Source organism: Brevundimonas balnearis (genome assembly GCF_042434805.1).
In the GTDB taxonomy this organism is placed as follows: domain Bacteria; phylum Pseudomonadota; class Alphaproteobacteria; order Caulobacterales; family Caulobacteraceae; genus Brevundimonas; species Brevundimonas balnearis.
In genome coordinates this window covers 164,321-179,811 of record NZ_JBHLSW010000004.1, presented here as the reverse complement: position 1 = coordinate 179,811, position 15,491 = coordinate 164,321, and the positions used below count along the sequence as shown (strand labels likewise).

12 protein-coding genes are annotated in these 15,491 nt (G+C 70.2%); 3 read left to right on the top strand and 9 right to left on the bottom strand.

The genetic code is table 11. From position 1 onward, the window contains the following. Positions 1-6: 6 nt before the first annotated feature. From ACFFGE_RS06560 to ACFFGE_RS06520, 9 genes are read right to left on the bottom strand one after another with little or no spacing between them, the layout of a single operon-like run. The gene (locus ACFFGE_RS06560) at positions 7-1,857 is read right to left on the bottom strand and encodes a glycoside hydrolase family 2 protein (RefSeq protein ID WP_376835448.1); all 1,851 of its coding nucleotides are present in this window, start codon (positions 1,855-1,857) and stop codon (positions 7-9) included. Further along, positions 1,854-3,113, bottom strand: coding sequence for a glycoside hydrolase family 88 protein (locus ACFFGE_RS06555; protein ID WP_376835447.1), 1,260 nt, complete (start codon positions 3,111-3,113; stop codon positions 1,854-1,856). The genes ACFFGE_RS06560 and ACFFGE_RS06555 overlap by 4 nt, the downstream gene beginning before the upstream one ends. Further along, positions 3,110-4,600 (bottom strand): UxaA family hydrolase, encoded by a 1,491-nt coding sequence (locus tag ACFFGE_RS06550; RefSeq protein WP_376835446.1) that lies wholly within the window; start codon positions 4,598-4,600, stop codon positions 3,110-3,112. The genes ACFFGE_RS06555 and ACFFGE_RS06550 overlap by 4 nt, the downstream gene beginning before the upstream one ends. Next, positions 4,597-6,075: a mannitol dehydrogenase family protein gene (locus ACFFGE_RS06545; protein WP_376835445.1), complete on the bottom strand. Its 1,479-nt coding sequence runs from the start codon at positions 6,073-6,075 to the stop codon at positions 4,597-4,599. The genes ACFFGE_RS06550 and ACFFGE_RS06545 overlap by 4 nt, the downstream gene beginning before the upstream one ends. Continuing rightward, the gene (locus tag ACFFGE_RS06540; RefSeq protein WP_376835444.1) at positions 6,072-7,352 is read right to left on the bottom strand and encodes a TRAP transporter large permease; all 1,281 of its coding nucleotides are present in this window, start codon (positions 7,350-7,352) and stop codon (positions 6,072-6,074) included. Before ACFFGE_RS06540 ends, ACFFGE_RS06545 begins: the two co-directional genes overlap by 4 nt. Further along, positions 7,343-7,843 carry a TRAP transporter small permease gene (locus ACFFGE_RS06535; RefSeq protein ID WP_376835586.1) on the bottom strand — a complete coding sequence of 167 codons (501 nt, stop codon included), beginning with the start codon at positions 7,841-7,843 and terminating at the stop codon, positions 7,343-7,345. Before ACFFGE_RS06535 ends, ACFFGE_RS06540 begins: the two co-directional genes overlap by 10 nt. Beyond that, positions 7,840-8,823 carry a TRAP transporter substrate-binding protein gene (locus ACFFGE_RS06530; protein ID WP_376835443.1) on the bottom strand — a complete coding sequence of 328 codons (984 nt, stop codon included), beginning with the start codon at positions 8,821-8,823 and terminating at the stop codon, positions 7,840-7,842. The genes ACFFGE_RS06535 and ACFFGE_RS06530 overlap by 4 nt, the downstream gene beginning before the upstream one ends. After that, positions 8,820-10,235 (bottom strand): glucuronate isomerase, encoded by a 1,416-nt coding sequence (gene uxaC / locus ACFFGE_RS06525; protein ID WP_376835442.1) that lies wholly within the window; start codon positions 10,233-10,235, stop codon positions 8,820-8,822. The genes ACFFGE_RS06530 and uxaC overlap by 4 nt, the downstream gene beginning before the upstream one ends. After that, positions 10,235-10,993, bottom strand: a complete 759-nt coding sequence (locus tag ACFFGE_RS06520; protein WP_376835441.1) for a FadR/GntR family transcriptional regulator — start codon at positions 10,991-10,993, stop codon at positions 10,235-10,237. Before ACFFGE_RS06520 ends, uxaC begins: the two co-directional genes overlap by 1 nt. 157 nt (positions 10,994-11,150) lie before the next feature. Between ACFFGE_RS06520 and manD the strand changes: the two genes are divergently transcribed. The 3 genes from manD to ACFFGE_RS06505 are packed head-to-tail and all read left to right on the top strand — an operon-like array spanning position 11,151 to position 15,488. Further along, positions 11,151-12,359 (top strand): D-mannonate dehydratase ManD, encoded by a 1,209-nt coding sequence (manD, locus tag ACFFGE_RS06515; protein WP_376835584.1) that lies wholly within the window; start codon positions 11,151-11,153, stop codon positions 12,357-12,359. A gap of 1 nt (position 12,360) precedes the next feature. After that, the gene (locus ACFFGE_RS06510) at positions 12,361-14,097 is read left to right on the top strand and encodes a glycoside hydrolase family 2 TIM barrel-domain containing protein (RefSeq protein WP_376835440.1); all 1,737 of its coding nucleotides are present in this window, start codon (positions 12,361-12,363) and stop codon (positions 14,095-14,097) included. After that, positions 14,094-15,488 (top strand): MFS transporter, encoded by a 1,395-nt coding sequence (locus ACFFGE_RS06505; protein WP_376835439.1) that lies wholly within the window; start codon positions 14,094-14,096, stop codon positions 15,486-15,488. Before ACFFGE_RS06510 ends, ACFFGE_RS06505 begins: the two co-directional genes overlap by 4 nt. Positions 15,489-15,491 lie beyond the last annotated feature (3 nt).

Below are 15,491 nucleotides of genomic sequence, written 5' to 3'. Positions count from 1 at the left end.
GTCATTTCAGGAGGTCCCGTAGAAGCGACGCAGGGTGTCGAACGCGAGCTTGCGCCGTCCCGTCTCGTCGATCACCCCCTTACGGTTCCAGCCGCGCTGAAACCTGCCGTGCCACCGCCGTGGGGAGCGGAAGTCCTTCAGGAGCCAGGGGGTGACCCCGGCGAAGATGCCCGACGCTGCGAGGGCCTCGAGCGTCTCTTCGAAGAGCCAGGCCTGGTGCGCCTCCGTCCAGCGGCTCTCGCGCGGTCCGTGATGGCCATGGAGGGCGTCGGCGCCGAACTCGGACATCAGCAGCGGCTTCTCCCAGGTCGTTCCGAAGCTGACCTGGCGAATCTCGCCGGGCGTCCGGCGACCGTACCAGCCCTCGTACTGGTTCATCGCCACCACATCGAGGTCGCGGCCGAGATCGTCAGCCACGATGAGGCGGGTCTCGCCGTCGCGAACGCCGCCGACGTCGACGTTCTTGTTCAAGGCGGCGGTGACCAGACGAGTGGCGTCCAAGGCGCGGACATCGCTGATCACCGTCCTGAGAAAGGCCAGCCGCTCGGGCGTCTGCGGCGTCTCGTTGGCCACGGACCAGAAGCCGACCGAGCAACGGTTGCGGTCGCGCACGATCATCTCGGCGGTCATGGTCCGCGCCAGCGCCAGGGTGGCGGCGGAATCGTAGGCGACGTCCTCCCAGTAGACGGGAATCTCGGCCCAGGCGATCAGGCCGAGCTCGTCGGCGAGGCGCACGGTCGTCTCGCCATGCGGATAGTGCGCGAGACGCACGAAGTCGCAGCCCAGCGCCTTGACCTGGGTCAGCAGCGCGCGCGCTTCGGATTCCGTCGTGACGCGGCCGCCCTCGGTCCCCAGGCGTTCCTCGTGCATGGCGACGCCCTTGAGGAAGCGCGGACGCCCGTTCAGCAGGATTTCGCGGCCCCGCGTCTCGAGCGTGCGAAAGCCGATGCGGTCGATCCAGCGGTCGCCGCCCGCCGCGATCGACACCGTGTTCAAGACCGGGGTCTCCGGAGACCAGAGTCGGAGGCCGGGCGGCGCCGCGAGCGACAGCCGCACGCGGCCGTCGGACCCGGCGACCGCCTCCGCGCCCACGTCGAGATCGGGCAGGTCGAGCCGAACGGGCGCGCCGCCGGCGTCGGGGCCGTCGACCACGATGTCGGCGAGGATCCGTCCGTGCTCCAGCCGCACGAAGGCGTCGCGGACGAAGGTCGCCGGCGTATCGACCAGCCAGACCGAGCGGGTGACGCCCCCGTAGTTCTTCCAGTCGAAATCCAGCGCGGGCAGGGTCTCGGGTCCGTGACGGCTGTCGGCGCGCACGACCAGACTGTTCGCCCCGGGCCGGAGGCGATCGGTGACCTCGACCTCAAACGGTGTGAAGCCGCCTTCGTGCTCGGCGATCGGTTCGCCGTTCAGCCAGACGCGGCTGCGATAGTTCACGGCCTCGAACACCAGGAACCGGCGGCGCCCGTCGGCGGGCGGCCCCTCGACATCACGACGGTAGTAGGCGGGGCCCTCGTAGTGGAAGAGCTCCGGGGCCTGCGTGTTCCAGTCGCCGGGCACGGCGATCTCGTCGCTGGACGCCCATTCGTATTCGACCAGCGGGCCGTCGTCGGTGGTGGGACGGTCCTCCCAGAAGTTCCGGCGCGGGCCGGGCTTGCGGCCCGACACGTCGAAGGGGTCCAGGATCAGCTTCCACCGCCCGTCGAGGGAGACGCGGGACCGGTTCGGAAGGGCCCCGATCAGGGCCGGGGCGGGGGCCGCCCCGGGGGCCTGAGCATGGGCCAGGGGCTCGGTCGCGGCGACCGCGCCGGTCAGGGCGCCGGCGGAGATCAGGCGGCGGCGATCGATCATCGTCATGGCAGGGTCTCGTTCACGTCCTGGCCCTGAAGGTCCCGCCAGGCCATCGCCAGGAAGCGAAGGCCGAAGGCGCCGGCGATGTCGCGCACGGCCAGCCGCACGCGGCCGTCCACGGTGCGGGCGCGCGTCTCCAGGATGGCGCCGGCGAGGTTGGGATCGGGATGGTCCGCGGCGAATCGGTTGGCCAGGAGCCAGGTCAGGGATCGGTCTATGTTCCCGTCGAACTCATCGCCGACGCCGTAGTCGCGCAGTCTGAGCCAGAGGATGCCCGCGAAGGCGGTCGCGGATCCCGTGATCGAGCCCGGCCGAGACGTCCCGTCCCTGTTCAGATCGTAGGAGAAGCCACCCCAGCGGTCCTGATAGCGCGCCATCGCCCGGCCCGTCTTCATCGCCGCGTCCAGGAAGAGCGGATCGCGGCTGAGGGCATAGGCCTCCAGCAGGGCTTCGGCGTTCCAGATGTTGAAGCGGGGGTGGACCCGGCCGGTGTCCGGATCGTTCGGTTCGAAGGCCATCCATAGGCCGCTGTCGTCCTGTCTCTCCACCACCGTGCGGGCATGGGCCAGGAACCGGTCGCACCAGCGCCGGTCGCCGGTGTGGCGGCACATGTCGCGGGCCAGATAGCCCTCGATGTTGGGGCGGGCTACCTGGGTGACCGAGGCCGGGTTCGCGTCGGGATGGTGCGGCGAGCGGTCCGTCCAGAGGCGACCCGTGTCCGGCTCGATGATGTTGTAGTAGAGGCCCGGATGGCCGGGCACGGCGGTGTTCTCGAACAGCCAGCGGCCTGACCGGGTTGCAGCATCGGCGTACCTGGGGTCGCCGGTGACGCGGCTGAGGGCGAAGAGACCCGGCGTGCCGTCCGACACCGTGGTGAAGTTGATCAGCCGGCCCAACCGGTCGCCGTGGGCGGCGTTGACCAGACCTGCCAGTGGATGGGGCGACTGGAACTCGGTCGAAATCCACCAGTCCCCGGCTCTGCGCGCGGCGGCGAGGAACTCGGGCTCGCCCGTCACCCGCCAGGCCTCGATCAGCCCCAGGGCCGTCTGACCCGTGTGCCAATGCGGCTCGTATTCCAGCCATTCACCCGCCAGGAGATCGTAGTCGGCGCGGCCCTTGCCCGTATCGTCGATGAGCACGCGGGCGGCGTGGGTTCCGACCTCACGGATCGCCGTCTCGATCTCGGCCAGCCGGCTTGGCGTCGCCACGGCCTGAACCGGCGTCAGTACGAGGACCGAGGCGATCAAGGCGATGCGGATCACAGATAGGCTCCCTTCTGCCAGGGCACGAACTCGGCCTCCCCCAGATCGAGGGCCTCAGACGCCGACGCCGCGCCGGAGGCGAGCGACAACAGCCGCGCGAAGATGCGCTCTCCGACCGCGTCCACGCTCTCGCCGTCCAGGATCGAGGAGGCGTCGATGTCCACGTCCTCGGCCATCCACGCCGCCAACCGCGGGTTGGAGGCGATCTTCAGACAGGGCGCGGGCTTGGCGCCGAACACTGAGCCTCGGCCGGTCGTGAAGGCGATCAGATTGGCCCCCGAGGCGATCTGGCCGGTGGCCGAGCAGGGATCGTAGCCGGGGCTGTCCATGAAGGTCAGTCCGCGCCGCCTCATGGGCTGGGCGTAGCCGATGACGTCCTCCAAGGGCGCCGAGCCCGCCTTGGCGACGGCGCCCAGCGACTTCTCCAGGATGGTGGTTAGGCCGCCCTTCAGGTTGCCGGGCGAGGGGTTGTTGTTCAGCTCCATGCCGTTCGCTTCGGCATGGTCGCGCCACCAGGCGAGGCGGTCGAGCAGGGCCTGGGCCGTCACCGGCGTCGCGCGGCGGAGCAGCAGGTGCTCGGCGCCCCAGATTTCGGGCGTCTCCGAAAGCAGGGCCGAGCCCCCATGGGCGATCAGGCGGTCGACGGCGCGGCCCAGCGCCGGATTGGCCGTCACCCCGGACCAGCCGTCCGACCCGCCGCACTGGAGCCCGACTACGAGGCCGGACAGGGGCGCGGGCGCGCGGCGCGCGGTCGCGGCCTGGTCGATGAGGTCGCGGATGATGGCGCGGCCCGCCTCGATGGCCTTCAGCGTACCGCCCGCCTCCTGGATCGACAGAGTGCGCAAGCGAGGGCCGGGCGTCAGGCCCTCGGCCGCCAGCCACTCCGGGATCTGATTGGCCTCGCAGCCGAGGCCGACGATCAGGACAGCGGCGACGTTGGGGTGGCGAGCGTAGCCGGCGAGAGTGCGCTGGAGCAGCCTGACGTCATGGCCGAGAGAGGCCCCGCCGCATCCGGCTGCGTGGGTGTAGGCGGCGACGTCGTCGACCCCCTCGGGCAGAGCTTCGGCAGGAAAGGCGTCGGCGATCCGGCGGGCGACGGTCGCCGAGCAGTTGACGCTGGTCAGGATGGCGACGGTGTTTCGCGTGCCCCAGCGGCCGTCGGCGCGGCGATATCCGGACCAGGTCGGGGCGTCGATCGGGGCGGGCATGGGGCGGCGATCGGCGCCGATCTCGGCGGACCGGTCGGCGTCGCTCATGGCGAGATTGTGGGTGTGGACCCAGGCGCCTGGGGCGATGTCGGCCGAGGCCCGGCCGATGACCTGGCCGTATTTTCGCACGACCGTTCCGACCGGGGCGGCGTGGACCGCGATCTTGTGCCCGGCCGCGACCGGTTCGACGATGGTCAGCCCATCGACCATCTCCCCGGCGGCCAGGTCGGTCAGGGCGACCGCGACGTCGTCGCCCGGATGAAGCCTCAGCAGGGTCACGCCGCGCCTCCGACCACGGCGGCAGCGGCGGCGCGGGCCCCGCCCCGGGCAAGGCGCGCGTAGGCGGCGATCACCGGCGCGGTGAAGCGCGGGTCTCTGGCGAGGCGCTCCGGGAAGACCGCTTCGAGCGACAGCAGGGCGGCGGCGCGTTCTAGCGGATCGGGCGTGCGGGCGACCAGCCGGGCCGTTTCGGCGGCGAGGGGATCGTCCACCACATGGACCGCGCCGGTCTCGTCCACGCCGTCCTGCCAGCGCATCCAGGCGGCGACGGCCAGCGTCAGGGCCTCGATCGACAGGCCCCGGTCCAGCCGGACGGCGGCCCCCGCCAACAGCCGCTGCGGCAGCTTCTGCGAGCCGTCCACGGCGATCTGGCGGGTGCGATGCTCCAGCGCGGCGTTGGCGAAGCGGGCCTTGAGCGCGCGGCGATAGTCGGACAGGTCCAGTCCGGCGGGCGGATCGAGCGTCGCTTCCGCCTCGTCCCACAGCCGCTCGACATAGGCGGCGAACACCGGGTCGGCGATGACCTGATGCACGAACGCCAGACCGGCCAGACCGCCCAGATAGGCCATAGCCGAATGGGCTCCGTTCAGGAGCCGCAGCTTGGCGTCCTCGTAAGGACCGACGGCCGAGGTGATCTGAACGCCCAGCCGCTCGAAGTCCGGGCGGGGACCGGCGAAGCGGTCCTCGATCACCCACTGGGTGAAGGGCTCGGTCTTGACCATGCCGTGATCGTCGACGCCGAGCCGTTCGGCGAGCGAGCGGCGATCCTCCGGCGTCGTGGCCGGGACGATGCGGTCGATCATGGTCTGGGGAAAGGCGCAGCCGCCCTCGATCCAGCCCGTCAGGGCCGGGTCGTGGCGACGGGCGACGGCCAGCACGGCGTCCCTGATACGCGCGCCGTTGTGGGGGAGGTTGTCGCAGCTGACGATTGTCAGCGGCTCGAGCCCGCGCGCGCGCCGTTGGGCCAGCCCCGCCGCCAGGAAGCCCGGCGCGGTGCGGGGGGCGGCCAGGGAGGCGAGGTCGGCGGCGACCTCCGGATCGCTCTCGATCAGCGCGCCCGAGGCCGGGTCCAGCCGATAGCCCTTCTCGGTGACGGTCAGGGTGACGAGATGGGTGTCCGGGTCGGCCAGGGCGGCGACCACGGCGGCGGGGCTCTCCGGCGCGACCAGCACGTCCCGGACCGCGCCGACGATGCGGGTCTGGACCTGTGCGCCGTCGCGCACGACCAGGCTGTAGAGCCCGTCCTGGGGATTCAACTGATCCCGCACGCCGGGCGACCGGAACGAAACGCCGCGCACGCCCCATCGCAGGTCGCCGGCGCTCAGGGCGTCGTCGAACACCACCGCCTGATGCGCCCGGTGAAAGGCGCCGATGCCGAGGTGCACCACGCCGCCGCGGACGGCGCGGCGATCGTAAGCCGGCCGTGCGATTTCAGCCGGCAGGTTCGCCAACGCCTGGTCCGACAGCCGTATCATCCCGCCAGCCCCGGCAGCGTCAGGGTCAGGGCCGGCACGAAGGTGATGGCCATCAGGGCCGCGAACAGGGCCAGGTAGAAGGGCCAGATCGTGCGGACCGCCTCCTCGACCCGGATCTTGCCCACCGCGCAGCCGACGAATAGCACCGACCCCACCGGCGGCGTCACCAGGCCGATGCCGAGGTTCAGCATCAGCATGACGCCGAACTGCACCGGGTCCATGCCGGTGGCCATGGCGACCGGCAGGAAGATCGGGCTGGTGATGACGATCAGGGGCGCCATGTCCATGAAGGTGCCCAGCACCAGCAGGATGAGGTTGATCATCAGCAGGATCAGGATCGGATTGTCGGTCAGGGTCTGAAGCAGGGTGGCCAGCTGCTCAGGCGCTTCCAACAGGGCCAGCAGCCAGCCGAAGGCGGCGGCCGACCCGATGATCAGCATGACCATGGCCGTGGTCTTGACCGCGTTCTGCGCGGCGGTGGCGAAGCCTCCAAAGCCCAGGGTGCGATAGACGATCAGGGCGATGACCAGGGTGTAGATGACGGCCACCGCCGAGCTCTCGGTCGGGGTGAAGACCCCGCCCAGCACGCCGCCGAAGATGATGACCGCGGTCAGCAGGCCGGGAAGGGCGGCGGCGAAGGCGCGGGCGAAGGCCGGCCAGCCGGGGAACTCGCCCTTGGGATAGCCGCGCCGCACCGCGATGAACCAGGCGACGGCCGCCAGCAGGATGCCGGTCACGATGCCGGGAACCACGCCCGCCAGGAACAGATCCGCCACTGACACGGACACGCCTGCGGCCGCCGCATAGATGATCATATTGTGCGACGGCGGGATCAGGATGCCGAGGATCGCTGACGTCGAGGTGACGTTGACGGCGTAGTCGGCGTCGTAGCCCTTCTCTTTCATCATCGGCACCAGGGTCGAACCCAGGGCCGAAACCGAGGCCACGGCCGACCCGGAGACGCCGCCGAACATCATCGAGGCCCCGACGTCGACGACGCCCAGCCCGCCGCGCATCCGGCCCATGGCGGCGTCGGCGACGCGCACCAGCCGCTCGGCGATGCCGGCCTGCTGCATCAGGTCGCCGGCGAAGACGAAGAAGGGAATGGCCATCAGGGCGAAGACGTTCACCCCCGTCGCGATCCGCTGGAACGCCACGACCGGCGCGATGTCCATGAAGATGAAGGTCACGAGCGACGCCAGGCCGAGCGCGAACGCGACCGGCACGCCGAGGATCAGCAACAGGGCGAGCAGCCCGAGGAGAAGGATCAGCTCCACAGCGGCTCCACTTTCCGGCCCCGGGCCTCGGTCAACAGGTGCTCCAGCGCGAACAGCACGCTGAGCCATCCGGCGATGGGCAGGGGCAGATAGGCCGCCCCGCGCGGCACCCCCAGCGTCGGGATGTCGAAGGCCCAGGTGCGCGCCACCAGCTCGCCGCCCCAGACACCCATGGCCGCGCCGAACCCTGCGATCCCCAGCATGGCGATGATCCGGCTGGCGCGACGCAGGCCTTGCGGCATCGCGTCGGTCGCGGCCGTCATGCCGAGGTGGAACTGCTCGCGCACGCCGACGGCCGCCGCCAGCAGCACGAACCAGACCATCAGAAGCAGCGCCGCCTGCTCGGCCCAGGCCGGGGCGTCGCCCAGCACATAGCGAGCGAAGACCGACCAGCCGATGATGCCGGTCATGACGATCAGGCCCAGCGCGGCGAAGGCGAGGGTGCCTCGGCTGATCCAGCGCGAGACGAAGGCGAGGCCGGCCAGCATCAGCCCATCCCCCGGATCTGCTCGACCAGGGTCCGCTGGGCGTCGGAGGTGACGAAGCGGTCCCAGACCGGCCGCATCGCCGTCTCGAAGGCGGCCCGGTCCAGGTCCTCGACGACCTCGACGCCCGCCTCGACGACCGCCTGACGGGCCGTGCGCTCGCGCGCCTCCCACAGGCCGCGCATGACGGGCACGCTTTCGGTCGCGGCGGCCCGGATGACGTCGCGGTCGGGCGGGGTCAGCTTGGCCCAGGTGCGGGCCGAGGCGACCAGCACCTCTGGGGCCATCACGTGGCGCGTCAGGCTGTAGTAGCGGGCGACCTCGAAGTGGCGACTGTCCTGATAGGAGGGCCAGTTGTTTTCGGCGCCGTCGACCACGCCCTGGACCAGTCCCTGGAAGACCTCGCCGTAGGACATGGGAATCGGGCTCCCGCCCAGCGCCTGGACGAGGGCGACATAGAGGTCGGAGGTCTGAACCCTCAGCTTCAGGCCACGCATGTCGGCCGGCGTCCGGATCGGTCGGCGGGTGTTGTAGAAGCTGCGCTCGCCGGAATCGTAGAAAGCCAGGCCGATGAGGCCATGCCGTTCCAGCGCGTTCAGCACGGTGCGGCCGGGGGCTCCGTCCAGAGCGCGGCGCATGTGGTCCGTCGAGCGGAACAGAAAGGGCAGCGACGGCACCAGCGTCAGGGGCTCGATCGGATTGAGCGGCGCCAGATTGACCCGATTGATGTCCAGTCCGCCGAAGACGGTGATCTCCAGCGTGTCCTTCTCCTCACCGAGCTGGCCGCCGGCGTAGTTGCGCAGACGCAGCCGGCCGTCGGTGCGTTCGGAGATCAGCCGGCCGAAGTGATCGACCGCCTCGACCGTGGGATAGCCGGCCGGATGGGCGTCCGCGCCGCGCAGGGGCCGCTCGCCGATCTCCTGCACACACCCCGCCGCGGGAGCGGCCAGCGCGGCGGCGATCAGGGCGCGGCGCGTGGCGGTCACAGCCGGTAGGCCGCCTTGACCAGGTCGTACGTCAGGGCTCGGGCGACCTCGTGGGCCTCGTCCTCCTCCAGCCGGTGCTCGACGACGAGACGGGCCAGCCAGCCGCAGTCCATGCGCCGGGCCACGTCGTGCCGCGCCGGAATCGAGAGGAAGGCGCGGGTGTCGTCGTTGAAGCCGACAGTGTTGTAGAATCCAGCGGTCTCCGTCGCCTGCTCGCGGAACCGGCGCATGCCTTCCGGGCTGTCGTGGAACCACCAGGGTGGGCCGAGGCGGAGGGCCGGATAATGGCCCGCCAGCGGGGCCAGTTCTCTGGAGTAGGCGGTCTCGTCCAGCGTGAAGAGGATGATGGTCAGGCCCGGCTCGGACCCGACGGCGTCCAGCAGGGGCTTCAGCGCCGAAACATAGTCGGTGCGGGTCGGGATGTCGGCGCCCTTGTCGCGGCCGAAGCGGTTGAACACCGTGCCGTTGTGGTTGCGGAAGCTGCCCGGGTGGATCTGCATCACCAGGCCGTCGTCCAGGCTCATGCGGGCCATCTCTGTGAGCATCTGGCCCCGGAACAGCTCGGCGTCGCCGGCCGAGACCGGACCCGTGGCGACGCGCTCGTACAGGGCGGCGGCCTGATCCTGCGGCAGGTCGGCGGTGAAGGCCGTGGGATGGCCGTGGTCGGTCGAGGTCGCGCCGTGTTCGGCGAAGAACGCCCGGCGTTTGCGGTGCGCGGCGAGATAGCCCTGCCAGCGGCCGACGTCCTCGCCGGTCAGGGCGCCAAAGCGGACCAGGTTGTCGTGAAAGTCCTCATAGTCCGGATCCATGACCGGGTCGGGGCGATAGGCGGTGACGACCCTGCCCGCCCAGCCGCTGTCGCGGATCGCGCGGTGGTGCGCCAGGTCGTCCAGCGGCCCCTCGGTGGTGGCGATGACCTCGATGCCATAGCGCTCGAACAGGGCGCGCGGCCGGAACGCCTCGGTCTTCAGGGCCGCGTCGATGACGTCGAAATAGAGGTCGGCGGTCTCTGCCGACAGCCGCACATCCAAGCCGAACACCTCGGCATAGACCCAGTCGTGCCAGATGCGCGACGGCGTGCCCCGGAACAGGTGATAGCGCTCGGCGAAACGGCGCCAGATCGCGCGGGGATCGGTCTCGACGGGGCCGCCGTCGGCGCGCGGGACGCCCAGGTCCTCGAGGGCGACACCCTGGCTGTGGAGCATCCGGAAGACGTAGTGGTCCGGAGTGATCAGCAGCTCCGCCGGGCTGGCCCAGGGCGCGTCGAGGGCGAACCATGCGGGATCGGTATGCCCGTGCGGGCTGACGATCGGCAGGTCGCGGATCGCGGCGTGGAGCCGGCGCGCGACCGCTCGCGTCCCGGGATCTGCCGGGAACAGACGGTCGGGGTGCAGGGTCAGGGGCTGAGACATCAATGGGTCGTGGCGGCGTAGCGTTGGCGCTGCTCGGCGATCCGGGCCCGCGCCGCCTCCATCGCCTCCGTCTCGGTGGCTTCCAGCAGGGACTCGATCACGCGGGTCAGATGATCCCGCATGGCCGCGCGCGCCGCGGCCGGATCGCGCATGTTCAAGGCCTCGACGATGGCGGCGTGCTCGTTGATGCGCGGCTTGACCCCGGCGGCGCGAACTTTCTGCGAGAGGAACTGGTGCTGGGGCGAGCGGCTGCGCGCGTCCCACAGACTGCGCACGGCCTGGATCATCGCGCTGTTCTGGGTAGCGTCAGCGATGGCTACATGAAAGCGCCGGTCCGCGTCCTCGCTCATCACGACGTCGCGGGCGTTCTCGTCCTCCATCTCGTCCACGAGGGCGCGCAGCTGGGCGATGGTCTCGGACGTCACCCGCAACGCGGCCATGGCGCACGCCTCACCCTCGATCGCGCGACGCGCTTCCAGCAACTCAAACGGGCCGATGTCCGTTTCGCCGGCCTTGCCGCCGGTCGGCTGTTTGGCCCGGACATAGACGCCGGAGCCCATCTTGACCTCGACGAGTCCATCCAATTCCAGTGCGATCACCGCCTCGCGAATGGTCGGTCGGGAGACGCCGAAGGTTTGGGCCAGATCCCGCTCGGACGGCAACCGGTCCCCCACGCGGTGCTCGCCGGCGGCGATGCGCGCCGCCAGGGCTTCCGCCACCTGCTCGTACAGTCGTTTGGCCTCGTTCCTGGGCGACATGACCACCATCCTATCTGGCCTGACCAATCTGGACAATCCAAAATTATCCACCTAGGGTCGGCGCGTTCTAGCACAGGATCGCCGCATGCCCGCCGCCGATGGAGACGCCCTCACGCTCGGAACCGACTGGTCAGGTCGGGCGGGCGTGGCCCAGCCGCTGACGATCACGGCGGCGAAGGTGATCGTCTGCTCGCCCGGTCGAAACTTCGTTACACTGAAGATCGACACCGATCAGGGGGTCCACGGCATCGGCGACGCCACGTTGAACGGCCGGGAGATGGCGGTCGTCGCCTATCTGAACGACCACGTCTGTCCCCTGTTGATCGGACGCGACGCGCGACGGATCGAGGACATCTGGCAGCTGCTGTACCGCGGCGCCTATTGGCGACGGGGGCCGGTGACGATGCGGGCGATCGCGGCCGTGGACGTCGCCTTGTGGGACATCAAGGGGAAGGCGCTGGGCGCGCCGCTGCATGAGCTTCTCGGGGGCAAGTCGCGCGACAAGGTCCTGGTCTACGGCCACGCCAACGGCGCCGACATCGAGCAGACGGTGGAGGCGGTCGGCCGCTACATCGGCATGGGCTACAAGGCCGTGCGGGCCCAGACCGGCGTGCCGGGGGTGCCCTTGGCCTATGGGGTGGGACGCGGCGACCTCTACTACGAACCGGCCGACGCCCATCTGCCAACCGAGACCGCCTGGGACACGGCCAAGTATCTGAACCATGTGCCGAAGCTGTTTGACGCCTTGCGCGAAACCTACGGCTTCGACACCCATCTGCTCCACGACGGCCACCACCGGATGACGCCGCTGGAGGCGGCCCAGCTAGGCAAGACGCTGGAGCCGCACAAGCTGTTCTGGCTCGAGGATGCGACCCCGGCCGAGAACCAGGAGGCCTTCCGCCTGATCCGTCAGCACACCACCACGCCGCTTGCGGTGGGCGAGATCTTCAACACGCTCTGGGACTGCAAGGACCTGATCCAGGAGCAACTGATCGACTACATCCGGGCCACCATCGTCGGCGCGGGCGGGGTGACGCACCTGCGCCGGATCGCCGACTTCGCCTCAGTGTGGGGGGTGAGGACCGGCTGCCATGGCGCCACCGACCTGTCGCCGGTGACCATGGGGACGGCGCTGCACTTCGACGCCTGGGTCCCGAACTTCGGCATCCAGGAGTATATGCGCCATACGCCCGAGACGGACGCCGTCTTCCCCCACGACTACCGCTTCGAGGCCGGGTTTCTGATCCCCGGAGAGGCCCCCGGCCATGGCGTCGATATCGACGAGACCCTGGCGGCCAAGTATCCCTACAATCCGCGCCAGCTGCCCATCGCGCGCCTGACCGACGGCACGATGTGGAACTGGTGAATTGATCCGGCCGCAGAGGAACGCCTTTCGCGACGCGCTGCACCTCTCTGGCGTCTGGCGCATCCGCTTCGATCCGGACGACGTCGGCGAGGCCGAGCGCTGGGGCGCGGGCTCAGCCGTCGACCACACCCATCCGATCGCGATCCCCGGGTCCTGGAACGAGCAGCTCGCCGAAGCGGGCTTCATGGACTACCAGGGCGCCGCGTGGCTGCAGACCGAGGTTTTCATCCCCCCGTCGTTCGAGGGGCGCCGCGTCCGGCTTCGGTTCGACAGCGCGGACTTCTCGGCGCGCGTGTTCTTGGACGGGCTGTTCGTGGGCGAGAGCGGCCCGGCCTTCCTGCCCTTCGAGATCGACAGCGACGGGCTGGTCGCCGGCCAAACCGTGCGCGTCGTGGTCCGCGTCGACAACCGCCTGCCGCTCGACCATCCGACGCCCGGCGTGGCCCCCGAGCAGTATGCGGCGGAGAACCGGCTGCGCGACGAATACCGGCCGGCGGTACGGTTCGACTTCTTCCCCTACGGAGGGCTGAACCGGCCAGTCTGGCTGACGGCGACGCCGATCGGCGGGATCGAGGCGGTCCGGCTCCGCGCCTCGGCGCTGGGCGTGCTGACGGCGCGCGTGGAAGCCCCGCCCGGCGCGCGCGTGCGCGTGTCGGTCGGCGAGGTGGAGTCGGAAGGCCCCGCGGGCTCGGACATCAGCCTACGCGTTCCCGACGTCCGCCCCTGGTCGCCCGCCGACCCGGCCCTCTACGACGTCATCGTCGAGCGGCTGGATGCGCTGGGCGTCGTCGCCGACCGGGTCGAGCTCCGCACCGGCTTTCGCGACGTCGCCGTCCACGGGCATCAGCTGCTGCTGAACGGCGAGCCCATCGTCCTGAAGGGCTTCGGCAAGCACGAGGACGGACCGATCCGCGGGCGCGGACTGGACCTGCCCCAGCTGGTCAAGGACTTCGGCCTGTTGGACTGGATCGGCGCCAACTCCGTCCGCACCTCCCACTACCCTTACAGCGAGGACTTCCTCGATTTCGCCGACGAGCGGGGCGTGCTGGTGATCGACGAAGTCTTCTCGGTCAACCTCGACTTCCGCCAGGTCACCGGGGCGACGCTCGCCCAGCACAGGGCGGCGGTCCGGGCCCTGATCGACCGGGACGGCCACCGGCCCAGCGTCATCGCCTGGTCGCTGGCCAACGAACCCGGCTACCTGGCCGAGCCCGAATACAGGGCGCGCTCCGGCCCCTACTGGAAGGCCCTGTTCGACGACGCCCGAATGCTCGACCCGACACGCCCCCTGACGCACGCCAACGTCGGCTATGCCGGGCTGGACGACCCGGCCTTCGACCCGGCCGACATCGTCTCGATCAACCGCTACTTCGGCTGGTACCAGGCGCCCGGCCAGATCGAGCGGGCGGTCGCGCTGCTGCGCGCCGACCTCGACGCCCTGGCCCGGCACGGCAAGCCGGTCTTCCTGTCCGAGTTCGGCGCCGACGCCCTGGCCGGTCAGCATTCCACCTCGCCGCAACTGTTCACCGAGGAGTATCAGGCCGACCTGATCGCCGCGTTCTGGGCGGAGCTCGAGCGCCATCCCGCGGCCATCGGCGGCCACGTCTGGAACTTCGCCGACTTCCGCACGGCCCAGCACTCGCGCCGGGTGGTGTTGAACCTGAAGGGCGTCTTCACCCGCGACCGCCAGCCCAAGCGCGCCGCCTTCGTTCTGCGCGACCTGTGGAGCGGCCGGTGACGGCCCGCCTGCCGCTGCGGCGCAAGCTCGGCTGGGCCGTCGGGGATTTCGGCTTCAACCTGTATTGGCAGACGCTGAACCTGCTCCTGATGCCGTTCTACACGGACGTGCTGGGGCTGGACGCGCGGCTGGCGGGGACGGTCTTCCTGGTCGCCAGCCTGTGGGACGGGTTCGCCGATTCCGTCATCGGGGCCATCGCCGATCGGACCCGCACGCGCTGGGGCAGCTATCGGCCCTATCTGGTGTTCGCCAGTCCGGCGGTGGCCCTCGCCTTCGCCCTCTGCTTCCTCGTGCCATCGGGTGGTCTGTTCGCCGAACAGTCGGGCCTGTTCCTCTATGCCCTGCTCAGCCAGGTGCTGATGCGGACAGCCTATTCGGTGGTGTCGATCCCCTATTCGTCGCTGTCGGCGCGGATCTCAGGCGACGCGGACGAGCGCGCGAGCCTGGCGGGCTGGCGCATGTTCTTCGCCTTCTCCGGCGGGGCGGCGGTGACCTATCTGATGCCGACCCTGGTGGCGCGAGCGGGCGGAGAGGGCAATCCCTTCGCCTATGTCGCCGCTGCGGGCACGGTGGGGCTCTTGTCGCTGCCGATCTTCTGGCTGTGCTTCGCCGAGACCCGCGAACCGCCGCGCGAGGTCGAGTCCAACCCCAAGGGCTTTTCCCTGTCCGGCGCGGCCGACGACGTGCGAACCGTGGGACGGATGCTGGTGCTGAACGGGCCGCTGATGCGGGTGTTCGCCTGCATCATCGTGTCGTCCCTGGCTTTCACCATGACGAACAAGGCCCTGACCTATTACGTCAACCACACGCTGGAGCGGCCCGATCTGAAGGCCGTGCTGGTGCCGCTGGCCCTGGTCGCTCAGCTGGCCTTCAGCCCCTTCTGGGCCTGGGTGGCGCGCAGGCGGTCCAAGCGAGACGCCTGGCTGTTCGCCAATCTGTGGAGCGCGGCCGCCTACGCCGCCTTCTGGCTGGTCCCGTCGCGCGATCCGGTGATCGCGGCGGGCCTGCTGACCGCCGTCTCGGCCGCCAACGTCAGCTATCAGGTGCTGTTCTGGGCCATGCTGCCCGACACGGTCGAATACAACGCCTATGTCACCGGCCAGCGCCACGACGCAAAGGTGTTCGGCCTGGCCAGCTTCGCCAAGCAGCTGGCGCTGGGCGTCAACGGCTTCCTGTTCGGCTGGCTGCTGTTCGCTATCGGCTATGTCGACGGGGTGGACGTGACTCCCGCCACGGCCGACGGCATCAAGGCCATCATGACCGTCGTGCCCCTGATCGGCGTCGCGGTCTCGGCCTTTGTCATGTGGGGCTATCGTCTGGACCAGGCCGAGCACGCCCGCGTCAGCGCCGCGGCGGAGCAGAGGCTGGAGCCGGGCTTCGAGCAGACCTGAGGG

Excerpts from the sequence above, each read along its gene's own strand:
- uxaC (WP_376835442.1), bottom strand. The coding sequence starts at position 10,235 with ATGTCTCAGCCCCTGACCCTGCACCCCGACCGTCTGTTCCCGGCAGAT.
- ACFFGE_RS06545 (WP_376835445.1), bottom strand. The coding sequence starts at position 6,075 with ATGATACGGCTGTCGGACCAGGCGTTGGCGAACCTGCCGGCTGAAATC.
- ACFFGE_RS06560 (WP_376835448.1), bottom strand. The coding sequence starts at position 1,857 with ATGACGATGATCGATCGCCGCCGCCTGATCTCCGCCGGCGCCCTGACC.
- ACFFGE_RS06520 (WP_376835441.1), bottom strand. The coding sequence starts at position 10,993 with ATGTCGCCCAGGAACGAGGCCAAACGACTGTACGAGCAGGTGGCGGAA.